The organism is Arthrobacter sp. zg-Y916, from assembly GCF_020907385.1.
In the GTDB taxonomy this organism is placed as follows: domain Bacteria; phylum Actinomycetota; class Actinomycetes; order Actinomycetales; family Micrococcaceae; genus Arthrobacter_B; species Arthrobacter_B caoxuetaonis.
Window position 1 is genome coordinate 130,004 of the sequence record NZ_JAJJOD010000004.1, and the last position, 13,219, is coordinate 143,222.

At 65.5% G+C, this 13,219-nt stretch carries 12 protein-coding genes and 1 tRNA gene; 5 read left to right on the plus strand and 8 right to left on the minus strand.

Translation table 11 applies throughout. The annotated features are described in order from the left end of the window. The first annotated feature begins 18 nt into the window (after nucleotides 1–18). The gene (gene epsC, locus LOC59_RS09010) at nucleotides 19–603 is read left to right on the plus strand and encodes a serine O-acetyltransferase EpsC (RefSeq protein ID WP_227916586.1); all 585 of its coding nucleotides are present in this window, start codon (nucleotides 19–21) and stop codon (nucleotides 601–603) included. Between the two features lie 64 nt (nucleotides 604–667). Here the strand turns inward: epsC and gndA are convergent, their stop codons facing one another. Further along, nucleotides 668–2,104: an NADP-dependent phosphogluconate dehydrogenase gene (gndA, locus tag LOC59_RS09015; protein WP_227895551.1), complete on the minus strand. Its 1,437-nt coding sequence runs from the start codon at nucleotides 2,102–2,104 to the stop codon at nucleotides 668–670. Between the two features lie 137 nt (nucleotides 2,105–2,241). Then, the gene (locus LOC59_RS09020; RefSeq protein ID WP_229971548.1) at nucleotides 2,242–3,675 is read right to left on the minus strand and encodes a DUF2252 domain-containing protein; all 1,434 of its coding nucleotides are present in this window, start codon (nucleotides 3,673–3,675) and stop codon (nucleotides 2,242–2,244) included. A 202-nt stretch (nucleotides 3,676–3,877) separates the two neighbouring features. Here LOC59_RS09020 and LOC59_RS09025 point away from each other — a divergent pair, with 202 nt between their 5' ends. After that, complete coding sequence (locus tag LOC59_RS09025) at nucleotides 3,878–5,083, plus strand: cation:proton antiporter domain-containing protein (RefSeq protein ID WP_227916583.1); 1,206 nt, start codon at nucleotides 3,878–3,880, stop codon at nucleotides 5,081–5,083. A gap of 30 nt (nucleotides 5,084–5,113) precedes the next feature. On the opposite strand, the gene LOC59_RS09030 is transcribed toward LOC59_RS09025, so the two are convergent. The 5 genes from LOC59_RS09030 to LOC59_RS09050 all read right to left on the minus strand — a co-directional run bounded on the left by LOC59_RS09030 (nucleotide 5,114) and on the right by LOC59_RS09050 (nucleotide 8,209). Further along, complete coding sequence (locus LOC59_RS09030; protein WP_227895549.1) at nucleotides 5,114–5,980, minus strand: serine hydrolase; 867 nt, start codon at nucleotides 5,978–5,980, stop codon at nucleotides 5,114–5,116. A 199-nt stretch (nucleotides 5,981–6,179) separates the two neighbouring features. Further along, a tRNA-Val gene (locus LOC59_RS09035) sits at nucleotides 6,180–6,252 on the minus strand. An 84-nt stretch (nucleotides 6,253–6,336) separates the two neighbouring features. Continuing rightward, entirely contained in the window at nucleotides 6,337–7,296 is a 960-nt protein-coding gene (locus LOC59_RS09040; protein WP_229971550.1) for an NAD-dependent protein deacetylase, read from the minus strand. Nucleotide 7,297: 1 nt separating this feature from the next. After that, nucleotides 7,298–7,783 carry a peroxiredoxin gene (locus tag LOC59_RS09045; RefSeq protein WP_229971551.1) on the minus strand — a complete coding sequence of 162 codons (486 nt, stop codon included), beginning with the start codon at nucleotides 7,781–7,783 and terminating at the stop codon, nucleotides 7,298–7,300. Nucleotides 7,784–7,789: 6 nt separating this feature from the next. Next, on the minus strand, nucleotides 7,790–8,209 hold the full coding sequence (locus LOC59_RS09050) for a DUF3052 domain-containing protein (RefSeq protein WP_227895546.1): 420 nt from the start codon (nucleotides 8,207–8,209) through the stop codon (nucleotides 7,790–7,792). A 347-nt stretch (nucleotides 8,210–8,556) separates the two neighbouring features. On the opposite strand from LOC59_RS09050, the gene aceE reads away from it, so the two are divergent. Next, nucleotides 8,557–11,295, plus strand: a complete 2,739-nt coding sequence (aceE, locus tag LOC59_RS09055; RefSeq protein ID WP_229971553.1) for a pyruvate dehydrogenase (acetyl-transferring), homodimeric type — start codon at nucleotides 8,557–8,559, stop codon at nucleotides 11,293–11,295. A 72-nt stretch (nucleotides 11,296–11,367) separates the two neighbouring features. Here the strand turns inward: aceE and LOC59_RS09060 are convergent, their stop codons facing one another. Continuing rightward, on the minus strand, nucleotides 11,368–11,553 hold the full coding sequence (locus tag LOC59_RS09060; protein WP_229971555.1) for an FCD domain-containing protein: 186 nt from the start codon (nucleotides 11,551–11,553) through the stop codon (nucleotides 11,368–11,370). A 33-nt stretch (nucleotides 11,554–11,586) separates the two neighbouring features. Here LOC59_RS09060 and LOC59_RS09065 point away from each other — a divergent pair, with 33 nt between their 5' ends. Both LOC59_RS09065 and LOC59_RS09070 read left to right on the plus strand, forming a co-directional pair. Continuing rightward, a complete protein-coding gene (locus LOC59_RS09065) occupies nucleotides 11,587–11,832 on the plus strand; it encodes a hypothetical protein (RefSeq protein WP_442860578.1) in 246 nt (81 codons plus the stop codon). Nucleotides 11,833–11,948: 116 nt separating this feature from the next. Continuing rightward, nucleotides 11,949–13,181, plus strand: a complete 1,233-nt coding sequence (locus tag LOC59_RS09070) for a PucR family transcriptional regulator (protein ID WP_227916580.1) — start codon at nucleotides 11,949–11,951, stop codon at nucleotides 13,179–13,181. The last annotated feature ends 38 nt before the right edge of the window (nucleotides 13,182–13,219 follow it).

The following is a 13,219-nucleotide window of genomic DNA, read 5'->3' on the forward strand; positions in this document are numbered from 1 at the left end:
CCAAGCAGAAAGTTCCACGTGCGTCTCCTGTCACGCCTGCGCGAAGACCTCGACGCCGCCGCGTCCCACGACCCGGCGGCCCGGGGTTCCTTCGAGAACCTCGTCGTCTACTCCGGCCTGCACGCCATCTGGGTGCACCGCCTGACGCACCGGATGTGGTCTAAGCCGGCGCTGCGCTTCCCGGCACGGGTCCTGTCCCAGGCCGCACGGTTCGCCACGGGAATCGAAATCCATCCCGGGGCAACCATTGGACGGCGGTTCTTCATCGACCACGGCATGGGCGTCGTGATCGGTGAAACAGCGGAGATTGGCGACGACGTCATGCTCTACCACGGCGTGACCCTGGGCGGCCGCTCACTGGCGAAGGTCAAGCGCCATCCCACCCTCTGCAACGGCGTCGTCGTGGGCGCCGGGGCGAAGATCCTGGGGCCGGTCACCATCGGCGCCAACAGCGCCGTGGGAGCGAACGCCGTCGTCGTCAAGGACGCTCCGGCCGATTCGATCATTACCGGCATCCCCGCGACCTGGCGGCACCGTGACCCCAAGATGAACCAGCCCGCCGTGGATCCGGCGGAGTACGTGGATCCCGCGATCTACATTTAGCAGCGCAAAGCAGAAGGCCGGCCGCACCCGATTGGGAGCGGCCGGCCTTCTGCTGTTCCGGGAACTAGTGGGTGTCCACGGCTTCGATTTCGGAGTGGTCACCGCTCCACAGCGTGTGGAAGGTGCCTTCTGCGTCGACCCGGCTGTAGGTGTGCGCGCCGAAGAGATCGCGCAGCCCCTGGGTCAGCGCGGCCGGAAGGCGCTTGCGGCGCAGGCCGTCGTAGTAGGCCAGCGAGGAGGAGAAGACCGGAACCGGGATCCCCAGCTGCACAGCCACGGAGACCACACGGCGCCAGGCCGGCAGCGCCTGGGCAATGGACTCGGCGAAGGCCGGGGCCAGCAGCAGGTTGGCCGGAGCCTTTCCGTCCGCGTAGGCCTTCATGATGTCATCGAGCAGTTCGGCACGGATGATGCAGCCGGCACGCCACAGCGAGGCAATCTCATCCAGCTTCAGATCCCAGCCGTAGGTCTTGGCAGCGCCGGTGAGCATGTCCAGGCCCTGGGCGTAGCTGACGAGCTTGGACGCGTACAGCGCCTGCCGCACGTCCTCCACAAAGGTATCCGGCAGCTCGACGCCGATTTCCTCACCGGCCAGGATGCCCTGGGCTTCCTCGCGCTGGCCGCGCTGGGAAGAAAGGGCGCGGGCGAAGACGGATTCGGCGATCGCCGAGACCGGGGAGCCCAGGTCCAGGCCCGAGACAACGGTCCAGCGGCCGGTGCCCTTCTGGCCGGCGGAATCCACGACGACGTCAACAAACGGCTTGCCGGTCTTCGGGTCGGTGTGGGCCAGGACTTCGGCCGTGATCTCGATGAGGAAGGAGCTCAGCTGGCCCCGGTTCCACTCGGTGAAGATCTGTGCCTGCTCGGCCGGTTCAATTCCGGCAGCGGAGCGCAGCAGGTCGTAGGCCTCGCCGATGACCTGCATGTCGGCGTATTCAATGCCGTTGTGAACCATCTTCACGAAGTGCCCGGCGCCGTCGGTGCCGACCCAGGTGCAGCACGGCTCGCCGTTGTACTTGGCGGAAATCTTCTCCAGCATCGGGCCGAGCGAGTCGTAGGACTCGCGGGAGCCGCCGGGCATGATGGACGGACCCAGGAGTGCACCTTCTTCACCGCCGGAAACCCCGACGCCAACGAAGTGCAGGTCCTTTTCGGCCAGTGCGGCCTCACGGCGGCGGGTGTCTTCGTAGTGGGAGTTCCCGGCGTCAATGACGATGTCGCCCGGCTCCAGGAGCGGCACCAGCTGGTCGATGACCGAATCCACGGGCGCTCCGGCCTTCACCATGATCAGGACGCGGCGCGGTTTTTCGAGGGAATCCACCAGCTCCTGCAGGGTCTCCGTGCGGACGAAGTCGCCTTCGTCCCCGTGGGCGTTCAGCAGGGCGTCCGTTTTTTCCACCGACCGGTTGTGCAGGGCCACCGTGTAGCCGTTGCGGGCCAGGTTGCGGGCGAGATTCGCCCCCATGACAGCCAGGCCGGTTACACCGATTTGTGCGCTCAAGTTCACTCCAAGGATTCTTCAGGTGCCGGGAACCAGCACGGTGTCGGCGCAGCAGTGGCGCCGTCTTCAGCCTTTAGCCTATTCTCCCGGAGGCCGCCCCCGCCACACGGCTGCTTGCCGCGGCCTGCACGCGGAGGTCAGGATCCGGCGGCGGCCGGAACCCGCCCCGAGCGGACGGCTGCTGAGAAGGCCTCATAGTCCCGCTCGTTTTGGTCGGCGTACCGGTCGCAGAAATCCGCAACGGATTCGTCGAAAACGTCCCCCTTGCCCAGGTAGGCTGCGATCGCGATGGGGTCCCCGGACCTGGCGTGCGCCCTGGCGAGGGTCCAGCCGCACGCACGGGCATAGAAACCCATCCCCATCGGCCGTATGCCTTCGATGACCGCGGAGCCTTTCATGTCCCGCAGCTGGCGCCAATACAGGTATCGGTTTTCCTGAACGCCTTTGGTCCAGCCCAGGAAAATATCGCTCGCGGCCTGCATCCTGCGCTGGCCCTGGACCACCCGCGCTCCGGGATGGCGGTAGGCGCTGCGGGGCAGGTGGTCTTCCAGGACGGACCGCGTTGCTTCCTTGACCTGCAGGAACAGCGGGTCTGCGGAGTCGCGGCCTTGGAGGAGAACGATAAAGGCCCTTGTGCCGACGCTTCCAACACCCACGACCTTGCGGGCTACGTCGAGCATTTCGAAGCGCTCAAGGAGCTGGCGCCTGTCATGCTGCAGGTTCTGGCGGTAGGAATGCAGCTGGTCCCTCATGTCGTTCGCCATCTCTTCCGCGGACGTGCCGAACACTGCCTCCAGTTCCCGGACCGGGATGATGATCGGAGGCTGGCTGACAATCCGGTACGTGCCGTCCACACGTTCGGCAAGCTTGGACAGCGCCTGCAGGCTGTCCCGCGAGCGTGCTTTCCGAACTGCCTTCGCCACTTTCTCTCCCGCCAGCTTTGCCGCCCTTTTCTCTGCTTTGCCCTTGCTGGACTCGGCCACGAGCTGGATCGCTGCGAGCAGGTCCTGGTCCGACTGCCGCGCATACCAGATGTCCAACGTGCCCATCTGCGCGAAGCTGCGCATCGCTTCGCGGTATGACCGGATCGCTGCAAGGGACACACCGCGCGCATCCTCCCGGCTGAACATGTTGTGCCTGGCCGCAATGGTGAAACTCGCTGCCATCCGCAGAACGTCGTACTCGAACGGCCCGGGGAGGGTTTCGTCGAAGTCGTTGAGATCAAAGACCAGGGTCCGCTCAGGGGAGGCAAACACGCCGAAATTGGACAGGTGGGCATCACCGCAGAGCTGGACATCCAGCCCCGCCCGCGCGGTGTCCTTGAGATCCGCGGCCATGATCTTCGCCGCCCCGCGGTAGAACGTCAACGGCGAGGCCAGCATCCTGGCGTGCCTCACCGGTACCAGGTCCGGTTCACGGGTCAGGTTCTGCTCTTCGATGAGCGCCACCGGGTCCGGCCGCCCGGGTGACGGGACCCAGTCCCGGTGTACGGCGCGGGGTGTGGCTTGCCGGCGCTGCCTGCCCCCTGCGGCGCGCTCCGGAATGCTCTGGTGCCTGGTTGTCCTGCCCATAATCGGGGCCTTTCACTGCGGCTTGCTGCGCTGCCAGGGCTCCTGTGCACCGCAGCCGACCAGATCAGGATATCCGCCCGCTTCCGCCGTGGGCAGGTTTTCCGCATTCTTGGAAGCAAAGCGGTTCGACCTTGTCCGCGTTGCCGGGACGGTGACCGGTACAGCAGGTCCGGATCGGCGCGGGGCACAGGAGGGAAAGCCCATGATTGTCCTGCTCATCGGAACCATCGTGCTGGCTCTTTTCAGCACCTTGTCCCGGCCCCTGAACCGTTACGGCGTCACCTCTGCCATGGTCTTCGTCACGGCCGGGATCATCCTGGGCGCTGCGGCCCCGGGGTCGCTGGGCCCCGCTGTGGACAGCACCGTCGTCGAACACGTAACCGAACTGGCCCTGGTTTTCCTCCTGTTTACGGATGCGGCGCGGCTGGACCTCGGTCTGCTGCGCCGTAGTCCCGGATGGCCTGGACGGCTTCTGCTGATCGGCCTGCCCCTGACGCTGCTCCTGGGGCTGGGGGCGGGCCTGCTCCTTTTCCCCGGCCTGCCGCTTGCCAGTGTCTTCCTGCTGTCCACAATGCTCTGTGCAACGGATGCGGCCCTTGGCCAGAGCGTCGTCGATGACGCCGCGATGCCCCCGCGGATCCGCGAAGCCCTGACCGTGGAAAGCGGCCTGAACGACGGCATCGCTGTGCCGTTCTTCCTCGTCTCCCTGGACATTACGATGGCGACGCTGGAAGGCAGTGTTCCGTCGGCTGTCGCAGCAGCTGTAGCCGAAGAGATCGGCTCGGGCGCTGTGGCGGGCCTGGCTGTGGGCGGGGGCCGGGGGGGGTATGTCCTTCGCACGGCCCGGGCACGGGACTGGCTGCAGAGTGAATGGGTCCAGCCCTTGACGCTTGCCGTTGCCCTGGGCGCCTACGCCGCAGCGGGTGCTCTCGGTGGAAGCGTGTTCATTGCCGCTTTTGTGGGAGGGATGGCCTTCCGGTTTGCCGGCGGCCCCGGAACGAAGGATGCGACCCGGTTCACAGCTGATACCGGCTCCGTCCTCGCAGCAGCCACCTGGATGGTTTTCGGTGCCGTGGCGGTTCTGGCTGCGCTGCCATACCTGTCATGGGCCGTGCTTTTCTATGCCGTGCTCAGCCTGACCGTGGTGCGGATGCTCCCGGTTTTCCTGGCCATGGCCGGCAGCGGGGCGGGGTGGCAGACCAAGGCGTTCATGGGATGGTTCGGCCCGCGTGGGCTCGCCTCTGTTGTCTTCGGGCTGCTGGCCTATGAACGCGGCATCCCTGCTGCGGGCACCCTGCTGGCTACGGTGGTCACGACGGTGCTGTTGAGCGTCTTCGCACACGGGCTCTCAGCGGCTCCGCTGATCGCCGCGTACCACCGGGTCTCCGGGCAGGGCAGCGAAGAATAGTTCCGGTCCGCAGGCTCCCGGACCCCGACGCTACGCGGAGTCCCGCAGCTCCCAGCGGTTCACTATCGAAGCGGCGCCTTCGAGGACGGCGATACCGTCCTCGAGAGTCTCTGTACCTGCGGTCAGGACCACCAGGCTGTATTCGGCGCCGTCTCCGAGAACAAACCCGGAGCTGCCCACATTCCAGGACAGCAGGTCATCCTGCAGCCAGCCGTTTTTCAGGCCCACTTCTGCCACGGAACTGAGGGTTCCGGCGCTGATCCCCCATGACTGCTCCGGCACTACGCTCTCCAGCAGCGTCACCGCATACTCATGCAGCTGGGGATCGATCCAGTCCACGCCCCGGGCCACAGCCGTCGCAATCCGCAACTGGTCCTCCGCGGTGGTCTCGTTCGTACCCCAGATTTCCGTTGCCACAGTCTCCGAGATGCCGAGCCGGTCATACGTTGCCTGCAGTTCAGGAGCTCCGCCAACCAGTGCGTAGAGCTGGTCAGTTGCCGTGTTGTCACTCCGGCGGATCATCTCCTCCGCCAGTGCGCGCTCCCCGGCCGATAGCTCCCTGCCCTCCTCAGTTGCCTGCCTCAGCAGGGTGAGGAGGATGGGCACCTTCACCAGGCTGGCTTCGAGATAGCGTCCCGACGGGTTGTAGGTCCAGGCCTGGCCGGTGTCGTGCTCGTACAGTGCAACCGAGAAGTCAATGCTGGTTTCGGCGTTGTACCGGTCCAATTCGGTCATCAGCTGCGTCTCGGGCCGCGCAGTGGGCGACGGCGTCGCAGCTTGCTGAGGGACCGCGGCCTCTCCTTGGTCCGGTACAGGCGTGCAGCCGGCAACCGCGGAGACCAGCGTTCCCGCGGCCAGCAGCGATGCCAGGAGGGATTTGAAAAAGGTGGTGCGCAACGGTGGTCTTTCACATCGAACATGGGAATGGCCGCCTTAGTTGGCAGCCTGTTCCGTCTTACCACCAAAACCTCAAAGTCTGGTGTGTGCCGGCTGCCACCTTGGCGGGGCATTCGGCGGGTGTGCTCCGGGGGTCACCCTGCCTCCGCACGGGACGAAAAAACCCGCCTTCGGTTATTACCGAGGCGGGTTTTGTCCGTGGGTCCTACCGGGATCGAACCGATGACATCCACGGTGTAAACGTGGCGCTCTACCAGCTGAGCTAAAGACCCGACGTGACCCGTTATGCCAGCTGGGATATCCCGGCCAGCGCCGCATCACGAGGAATTACATTACCGGACAGGCGTCCTAAACGCCTAATCCGGCTGCGCTCCGGCGTCGTGCTGTGTCCTGCCGGGCTCGGGCAAGGAGCGGGCCAGATACTGCAGTGCTGTGCCCACCCCCATGTCGATCTTCAGGTCCGCCAGATCATCCCCCCGGGTCTGCCCGCGGTTAATGATCACCACCGGCTTTCCCTCTTTCGCGGCGTGGCGGACAAAACGCAGTCCGCTCATCACGGTCAGTGAGGAGCCCGCCACGAGCAGGGCACCGGCGTCATCCACGGCCGCGTAAGCGAGCCGGACGCGTTCCTTGGGAACGTTCTCGCCAAAGTAGACGAAGTCGGGCTTCAGCATGCCGTCGCAGACCGGGCAGTCCGCGACCGTAAAGCCTTCCGTGTCCGCGATCTCGGCATCGGCGTCGGGTGCTGTGTCCCACTCGGCACCGACCTGTTCCAGGTATCCCGGATTCAGCTTTTCCAGCAGCCGCGCGATCCCTTCGCGCGTGTAGACGGACCCGCAGGAGAGGCAGAGGACACGGTCATACCTGCCGTGGAGGTCGATGACCCGGATGCTGCCCGCATCGCTGTGGAGCCGGTCCACATTCTGCGTGATCACGCCCGTCAGCAGCCCGCGTTCCTCCAGATGGACCACGGCCTCATGTCCTGCGTTGGGCACGGCGTGCCGCAGGTGGTGCCATCCGACGTGGTTGCGTGCCCAGTATCGCTGCCGCATGACGGGATCGCCCACAAATTGCTGATACGTCATGGGATTGCGCGGCGGCGCGTCCGGTCCGCGGTAATCCGGAATCCCGGAGTCAGTGCTGAGGCCCGCCCCGGTCAGCAGTGCCATGCGGCGCCCCGCGAGAAGTTCGACGGCGGCATCCAGCTGCGCCCGCTCGGCATCCGTGGGATCCGTGGAAGCATCGGCCGGATCCCGGGTTACGAACCCGGTCAGGCCGGTTCCGGCGGGGCCGGAGGGTTTGCGCGCCAGGGGCATGTCAGCTACGGCCAGCCGTTGAGAGTTCCAGGAGCGCCTCCCGGTATGCTGCCTGGTCTCGGGGTTCACCCATCGCGGAGCTCAGGACCGTGCGGATGATGCGGTCGGCTCCGATGACAAAGCTGGACCTTGTGGCTAACCCGCGGTTTTCGTCAAACACACCGTAGCGCCGCGCGACGGCACCGTGGGGCCAGAAATCCGAAAGCAGGTCAAACTCCCAGCCCTGCTCCGCGGCCCAGGCCCGCAGCGAGTATTTTGCGTCGCAGGAGACTGCCAGCAGTGAAGCCCCGGCAGCATCGAACTCCGGCTGCAGGGATGCCAGTTCCGCCAGCTCTCCGGAACATACCCGTGAGAAAGCAAAGGGATAGAAAACCAGGACCACCGGTTTTCCTGCCAACCGCTCCAGGCTCACCGGCTCCCCATACTGGTTCGGGAGCTCGAAGCCGGGGGCGGGCTCCCCGGGATTGGGACCGGTTGCAGCCGGCATGCGCCGCTACTTCTTCCTGCGGCTCACCAGGCGGGTGGCTGCCCAGTCCTGACACACACCCGGGGAGGTGGTGACGTGCAGGCCCGCAGTGGGAGCTGCTTCCTCAATGTCGGCCGGGGGAACATAGCCGTTCCGGCCGGACTTGGGGGTGAGGACCCAGACGACGCCGCCGTCGTCCAGCGTGGTCAGCGAATCGACCAGTGCGTCTACCAAATCACCGTCATCGGCGCGCCACCACAAGATCACGCCGTCGACGACGTCATGATCATCCTCCGTCAGGAGTTCGCCGCCGATGAGGTCCTCAAGATCCTCCCGGAGATCGAAGTCAACGTCGTCGTCGTAGCCGAATTCCTGAATCAGGTCGCCGTCTTTGAAACCCATTCTTTCCGCCACATTGCTCTCTGTGGCGGCATCGGCCTCGCTCACTTCACTCCTCCTGGTTGACTGCATAAATACAAGGGAATCACATCTTGGGGCGAACTGCCCGTTCCTGATCACAAGGGAACACCTTTTGGGGGCAAGCTTCAAGGGGTTTTGCGCCCTGCGGCCGCGCCCCGGACGTGATGCCCAAGGGTCCCTTGCCCCGCAGGCACGAGGTTCGCCGCGGACCCTACGAAAGAATTGGCCACCGGTCTACAGTGGCCTAAAGGGCTCCGGGGCCTCGCACGCCGCCCATGGGACCAAAGCACACAGCCGCCCGGCAGACAGGGCCGGGAATCATCAGCGCAGCGTCAGACCAATGTCCAGTCACCATCTGTGCATAGGAGAATTTCGTGGCCGCAGAAGACAAAACGGACATCCTCAGCGGGCTTACGGGCCAGCTGCCGGACAAGGATCCGGAAGAAACCGCCGAATGGATCGAATCGCTGGACGATCTGATCCGGACCGAAGGCACCGAACGGGCGCAGTTCATCATGCGTTCTCTGCTCCAGCGCGCGGGGGCCCACTCCGTGGGTGTGCCCATGGTCACCACCACGGACTACGTCAACACGATCCCGGTGGACCAGGAACCGGAGTTCCCGGGAGACGAAGAGATCGAGCGCCGGTTCAGGGCATGGATGCGCTGGAACGCGGCCGTAATGGTCCACCGTGCCCAGCGCCCCGGCATTGGGGTCGGCGGCCACATCTCGACCTTCGCCGGAGCTGCAACCCTCTATGAAGTGGGCATGAACCATTTCTTCCGCGGCAAGGACTTCCCGGGCCGGGGCGACCAGGTCTATTTCCAGGGCCATGCGGCTCCGGGAATGTACGCCCGGGCGTACCTGGAGGGCAGGCTCACCGAAGAGGACCTTGACGGCTTCCGGCAGGAAAAATCCCGGGAAGGCCATGCACTGTCCTCCTACCCGCATCCGCGTTCCATGCCGGATTTCTGGGAGTTCCCCACCGTGTCCATGGGAATCGGGCCAATGAACGCCATCTTCCAGGCGCAGCTAAACCGCTACATGGATAACCGCGGCATGAAGGACACCTCCAACCAGCACGTCTGGGCGTTCCTGGGCGACGGCGAAATGGACGAACCCGAATCCCGCGGGCTGCTGCACGTCGCGGCCAACGACAAGCTCGACAACCTGACCTTCGTCGTCAACTGCAACCTGCAGCGCCTCGACGGTCCGGTGCGCGGCAACGGCAAGATCATGCAGGAGCTGGAAGCCTTCTTCCGCGGCGCAGGATGGAACGTCATCAAAGTCGTGTGGGGCAGGGAGTGGGATCCGCTGCTGGAAGCGGATGAAGACGGCGCGCTGGTGGACATCATGAACTCCACGCCCGACGGCGACTACCAGACCTACAAGGGCGAGTCCGGCGGATTCGTCCGGGACCACTTCTTCGGCAAGAGTCCCCAGACCAAGGCCATGGTCTCAGGACTTTCCGACGATGACATCTGGAACCTGAAGCGGGGCGGGCACGACTACCGGAAGGTCTACGCCGCATACAAAGCGGCAGTCGAATTCAAGGGCAAGCCGACTGTTGTCCTGGCCCACACGGTGAAGGGTTACGGGCTGGGTCCGCATTTCGAGGCCCGGAACGCCACTCACCAGATGAAGAAGCTGACGCTGGATGACCTGAAGCTGTTCCGGGACTACCTGCGGATTCCCATCACCGACGAACAGCTCGAGGCGGATCCCTACCGTCCTCCGTATTACAACCCGGGTCCGCAGGCGCCTGAGATCCGGTACATGCTGGACCGGCGCCGGGAGCTGGGCGGGTTCCTGCCGGAGCGCCGCTCGGACTTCAAACCCATCCACCTGCCCGGCGAAAAGTCCTACGAAGTAGCGAACCGGGGCTCGGGCAAACAGCTGGCTGCGAGCACCATGGCCTTTGTGCGGCTGCTCAAGGACCTGATGCGGGACAAGGAGTTCGGCACCCGGATTGTGCCGATCATCCCGGATGAGGCCAGGACCTTCGGCATGGACTCTTTCTTCCCGACGGCGAAGATCTACAACCCCCAGGGGCAGAACTACCTGTCTGTGGACCGGGACCTCGTCCTGGCGTACAAGGAGTCCCCGCAGGGCCAGATCGTGCACATGGGCATCAACGAAGCCGGCTCCATTGCCGCCTTCACCGCTGCCGGGACGGCCTATGCGACCCAGGGCGTTCCCCTGATCCCGGTCTATGTGTTCTATTCGATGTTCGGGTTCCAGCGGACCGGGGACTTCATCTGGGCCGCTGCGGACCAGATGGCGCGGGGTTTCATGATCTCGGCCACCGCGGGCCGGACGACGCTGACGGGTGAGGGTTTGCAGCATGCCGACGGGCATTCCCCTATCCTGGCCTCCACCAATCCCGCGGTGCGGACCTACGATCCTGCCTACGGCTACGAGATCGGGCACATTGTCCGCCACGGACTGGAGCAGATGTACGGCCCGGACTCGCAGGACCCGAACGTCATCTTCAACATCATGGCCTACAACGAGCCGATCCAGCAGCCCAAGGCGCCGGAGGACCTTGACGTGGAAGGCGTCATCAAAGGCATCTACCTGCTCTCCCCCGCGAGCATTGACGGACCCAGGACACAGCTGCTGGCGTCCGGCGTCGCGGTTCCCTGGGCATTGGAAGCCCAGCGCCTCCTAGCAGACGACTGGAACGTTTCGGCGGATGTCTGGTCAGTGACCTCCTGGAACGAGCTGCGCCGTGACGGACTGGCAGCGGAAGAGCATTCCTTCCTGCACCCGGATGCCGAAGCACGGGTCCCCTTCGTAACGCAGCAAATGGCCGGAGCCACGGGGCCGATCGTTGCCTCGAGTGACTACATGAAGGCGCTTCCGGACCAGATCCGGCAGTTCCTGCCGAACGAGTTTGCGTCCCTGGGTGCCGACGGCTTCGGCTTCGCGGATACCCGTGCGGCAGCCCGCCGGTTCTTCAAGATCGACAGCCATTCCATGGTGGTCCGGTCACTGGAAATGCTGGCGCGGCGCAAAGAGGTAGATGCCTCGGCGCCGCAGGAGGCCATCTCGAAGTACCATCTGCTGGATGTCACGAAGGGATCCAGCGGCAACGCGGGCGGCGACGCCTAAGCCGGCATCCGCGCTGTGACAGGGCGCTAGGCCAGGCGGCCCCGCCGCCGCGGATGCTACAGGTCAGGCCGGCTACAGGTCTGTCTCGGCAACCAGGTCGATGTGGGCCTGCATTGCGGCCGCAGCCGCTGGCGGATCACCGGCGGTGATCGCGTCCGCTATGGCGGGGTGGGAGGCCGGGGAGGCTTCAGGACGCCCCGGCTGGCCCAGCGACGCGAGCCGGGTCTCGCGGACCTGCTCGGCGATGAACGTCATCATGGCCCCGCTTCGCTCCGGGAAGCCCGCCGGGGCATGCGCCTGGCTGAAGAGCTGGACCTGCCCCTGCTGACGATCATCGACACCGCCGGGGCCCTGGCCGCTCACGGAATCGTGGACCACGTTGTGGAGGAACGGCCCGATGCCTCCGCCGAGGCACCGGCGTTCTGCCGGCGGATGGCCAAGGCCGTGGAGGAACTTGCAACCCTGCGTTCCGTCCCGGGGCGGAAAGCACTTGTTGGACGTGCTGAGAGGTTCCGCCGCCTGGGATCGGCCCTGTGAACGCCGGCATACGGACCTGCCGGCGGGGACCTTCCGAAAACCTCCCCGCCTGCTGTCCACAGTTGTAGCCTTCTCACAAAATGGAGGTTGCGGGCCCAAGGCCGTAAGCTTCAAAGATGCCAGCAACCCCACCGGTGACCAAGGCCACAACTCCGCCCGAAGCAGGCGGCGCAGACCCGCTGGTCCTTGAGCGCCTCAAAGCGAATATCGGCAAGCTCTCCACAGCCACACTGAAGCAATTGGACGTTTCCCTTCCGTGGTACCGCGGGCTTCGTCCGGATGAGCGTTCGGCGCTGGGCATGGTGGCGCAAAAAGGCATCGCCTCATTCGTCAACTGGTACGAACGCCCGGCCTCGCCGGCCTGGGTGCTCAGCGATGTTTTCGGCACCGCACCCACTGAGCTGACCCGTGCCATCAGCCTGCAGAAAGCCCTTTCCCTCATCCGGGTCGTAGTCCAGGTTGTCGAGGACCGGGTTCCGGAGCTCGCTGCCGGTTCGGTGCAGGGCCCGCTGCGTGAAGCCGTTCTCCGGTATTCCCGCGAGGTCGCTTTCGCAGCCGCTGACGTTTATGCCCGCGCAGCAGAGACCCGCGGCGCCTGGGATACCAGGCTGGAGGCGCTTGTGGTCGACGCCATCCTGCGCGGGGAGAGTTCGGACGCGCTGCGGTCAAGGATCGCTGCGGTGGGCTGGACCTCGGCAGCGCCCGTGACCGTCATCGTTGGCAGTCCCCCGGCCGACCCCAACCCGACCTTCGTGAATGAGATGCGCAGGGTTGCCGGAAGGCTCGCCGAAGACACCCTTGTGGGCATCCAGGGCGACCGCCTCATCCTGGTCCTGGGCGGGCTCTCCGACAAGGCCGGCGCCCTCTCCCGGCTTGCGGACCTGTTCGGGCCGGGCCCGGTCGTTTACGGCCCGGCGGCGGAGTCACTCGTGGAGGCCGGGCCATCGGCCCAGGCGGCGTTTGCCAGCCTGAGCGCTGCCCGCGCCTGGCCTGCTGCTCCCCGTCCAGTGGCAGCCGACGACCTGTGGCCCGAACGCGTGATGTCCGGCGATGACTCTGCCCGGAAAGCCCTGATACGCAACATCTACCGCCCGCTGCTGGCCGCCTCCAACGGCTTGGCTGACACCCTTTCGGCGTATCTCTCCCTGGGGCACTCCCTTGAAGCCACGGCGCGGGAACTCTTTGTCCACGCCAATACGGTCCGGTACCGGCTCAGGCGCGTCTGCGACATCACCGGATGGGACCCCATGCTGCCCCGGGAGGCCTTCGTGCTGCAGACAGCCCTGGTGGTCGGGCGCCTCGCACCCGCCGGAAAATCAGCCGCGGAACGGCCGGCAGCCCGCTCCTGACCACCCTTGCCAGCAGGGACTTCGCTTGTAGACTTCCT

Excerpts from the sequence above, each read along its gene's own strand:
- LOC59_RS09020 (WP_229971548.1), bottom strand. The coding sequence starts at position 3,675 with ATGGGCAGGACAACCAGGCACCAGAGCATTCCGGAGCGCGCCGCAGGG.
- LOC59_RS09025 (WP_227916583.1), top strand. The coding sequence starts at position 3,878 with ATGATTGTCCTGCTCATCGGAACCATCGTGCTGGCTCTTTTCAGCACC.
- LOC59_RS09040 (WP_229971550.1), bottom strand. The coding sequence starts at position 7,296 with ATGCCCCTGGCGCGCAAACCCTCCGGCCCCGCCGGAACCGGCCTGACC.
- LOC59_RS09045 (WP_229971551.1), bottom strand. The coding sequence starts at position 7,783 with ATGCCGGCTGCAACCGGTCCCAATCCCGGGGAGCCCGCCCCCGGCTTC.
- LOC59_RS09060 (WP_229971555.1), bottom strand. The coding sequence starts at position 11,553 with ATGATGACGTTCATCGCCGAGCAGGTCCGCGAGACCCGGCTCGCGTCG.
- LOC59_RS09065 (WP_442860578.1), top strand. The coding sequence starts at position 11,587 with ATGCGCCTGGCTGAAGAGCTGGACCTGCCCCTGCTGACGATCATCGAC.
- LOC59_RS09070 (WP_227916580.1), top strand. The coding sequence starts at position 11,949 with ATGCCAGCAACCCCACCGGTGACCAAGGCCACAACTCCGCCCGAAGCA.